This is a genomic window from Shigella sp. FJ200513 (assembly GCF_040495915.1).
Lineage (GTDB): Bacteria > Pseudomonadota > Gammaproteobacteria > Enterobacterales > Enterobacteriaceae > ECMA0423.
The window spans coordinates 1-1987 of sequence record NZ_JBDYCV010000222.1; the positions used below are offsets into that span (position 1 = coordinate 1).

Genomic DNA, 1987 nt, shown 5'->3' on the forward strand with positions numbered 1-1987 from the left:
TTCTGCTCATTATTAGCTCCTTCTGATGCCATTCTATTTCAGGAAGGAGTGTCCGTTAAACTCAGGCTACCTCACTGGTTATGGGTGATCGGGGAGAGAGTTTCAACAGAGATTTGAGTGGTCATAACGATAACTCCGTACATTTGGAAATTATCGCCACCGACGACGCCAATCGAACTGGTGGCGAACTGTGCAGGGTTGGCGTAACCGGGTACGGAAACCGGCGAGCCTTTCGGCTCCCCCACACAGCCCGCCATAAATCGCGAATGTGACTGTGCAAACGATATGAAAAAAGACGCGGGCGCGTCTCATATCGCTCCGTAAACATCCGGGACGCCAATCCCGACGCCAGATTTTGCTGGCGCGTGAGGAATATAGCCCCGGATAACAGATTGAGTCAACAAACGGTTTTTAGATCCCCGGAAGAGAATGCATCACGCATCGGTAGATAGAGCATATATTCAGCAAGATTTAGCCATACATCTACCCGACTGCAGCACGTCCGGAAACACCACTCAGGGTGTGCGTCATTCAGCAATTCAGCCATTTTACGCTTAGTCATCCCCCGCCCTTCATACCGTTGCCGGAGGACACTAATCAATCCAGGATGCTCTGCCAGCACCTCACTTATGACTCTATCAATACATAACGCCTCTGCATCAGTACAATGCGCCAGCCAGGTCTTTTGCTTGCCATTGATCATCTCTCGCAAAAACGCTTCCAGCTCAGGTTTCTCTATTCCCGCTTTTTTCATCCTGCGCAGGGCTTCATTGACGGCTGTTTTCGTCAATTTTTTGGATGCCAGCAACTGGTTAAACATATTTCCCGTCTTACCGCCGCCAATATACGACCAGCGCCCCCACATGCGCAGTTTTCCCTGAATCCAGACACTTTCCAGCGTGGTGAGACGAAGGTGTTCCCCGCTTTTGCCTGTATTTGTTGGGTAAATCATAAATAACCTTCCTTTCTCCAGATTTCTTGTGTGCGAAAAACACCTTCTGCATGCATCAGGCGTAATTCTTCTTTGGTGTAATCGCTGGTTTTTACCCGCCCGTCGATTAAATCGTGGCATGAGCTACAGGCAATCGCTGCCTGCATATCGTGTGGTTTTGTCGCTGTTCCGCACGTCCCCGCCAGCCTGTAATGCGCCAGCACAGAAGTTTCGGGATTGTGATTGCAGTAGCCAGGAATTCTGACGGTGCACATCTGCCCCCGCGCCGCTTTACGTAAATCCACCATTACGCAAACTCCAGTAACTGCGCGGCCACATTTTCGACTTCCTCCGGAGAGGAAAATTTACGGAACAGGATCCAGTTCCACAGCACATTCAGTACAGATTTATAAACCTGCTGAAACTCGGTTTCGTCCATGTTCGCAAATGCGATAGATTTTGCCCTGCGCCCACGACTACCATCAGGATAAATATGCTCGGTGTAAAATCCGGCCTGAATGGTTACCCACTCGCGGAAAGCGTCAAACGACTTTAGCAATGCCGTATCCCGGGTTCTGCATGTCGCAACTGTATTAAGGTATTGCTCTGCGGCATCACTCAGGGCTGGAGTGTGTTCCCGACCTACTGATTCGCACAGGTAATCAACGAAGCCTGATACCAGTTTTCGTTCGCGAGGCGTGATCGCCCCACCGACCGGAGTCCAGTAATCAAATCCCAGTTGCAGGAGTTTGAAAAAACGCTTGTGGAATGCGTAGTTACGCACACGCTTAAAGTCTGCGTGTATCCACTCACCTATTTTGATTTGATGCAAAAAATCGCAACTCTCCGGCGTCGCCGGGAGAAGTAATCCGGAAGAGGTTTGTTTGACCAGTTGTATATGCGCCATCGTAGTTCTCCGCTGGCGCAGTAGAATGGGTGTTCAGCCCGTTATGTAGTATACCAGAATTAATGCCAATACTAACAGGGTAATGCTGCCAACTTACTGATTTAGTGTATGATGGTGATTTTAAGGTGCTTGCGTGGCTTCCATTTCCA

Annotated in this window: 4 protein-coding genes; all 4 read right to left on the reverse strand. The window is 49.5% G+C overall.

From position 1 onward, the window contains the following. Nucleotides 1-71 precede the first annotated feature (71 nt). The gene (locus ABZJ92_RS21650; RefSeq protein WP_000504450.1) at nucleotides 72-245 is read right to left on the reverse strand and encodes a hypothetical protein; all 174 of its coding nucleotides are present in this window, start codon (nucleotides 243-245) and stop codon (nucleotides 72-74) included. 152 nt (nucleotides 246-397) lie between these two features. Then, nucleotides 398-952 (reverse strand): DUF1133 family protein, encoded by a 555-nt coding sequence (locus ABZJ92_RS21655; RefSeq protein ID WP_000640143.1) that lies wholly within the window; start codon nucleotides 950-952, stop codon nucleotides 398-400. Next, nucleotides 949-1239, reverse strand: a complete 291-nt coding sequence (locus ABZJ92_RS21660; RefSeq protein ID WP_000228038.1) for a DUF1364 domain-containing protein — start codon at nucleotides 1237-1239, stop codon at nucleotides 949-951. Before ABZJ92_RS21660 ends, ABZJ92_RS21655 begins: the two co-directional genes overlap by 4 nt. After that, nucleotides 1239-1838 carry a DUF1367 family protein gene (locus ABZJ92_RS21665; RefSeq protein ID WP_000940329.1) on the reverse strand — a complete coding sequence of 200 codons (600 nt, stop codon included), beginning with the start codon at nucleotides 1836-1838 and terminating at the stop codon, nucleotides 1239-1241. Before ABZJ92_RS21665 ends, ABZJ92_RS21660 begins: the two co-directional genes overlap by 1 nt. Nucleotides 1839-1987 lie beyond the last annotated feature (149 nt).

Excerpts from the sequence above, each read along its gene's own strand:
- ABZJ92_RS21660 (WP_000228038.1), bottom strand. The coding sequence starts at position 1,239 with ATGGTGGATTTACGTAAAGCGGCGCGGGGGCAGATGTGCACCGTCAGA.
- ABZJ92_RS21655 (WP_000640143.1), bottom strand. The coding sequence starts at position 952 with ATGATTTACCCAACAAATACAGGCAAAAGCGGGGAACACCTTCGTCTC.
- ABZJ92_RS21665 (WP_000940329.1), bottom strand. The coding sequence starts at position 1,838 with ATGGCGCATATACAACTGGTCAAACAAACCTCTTCCGGATTACTTCTC.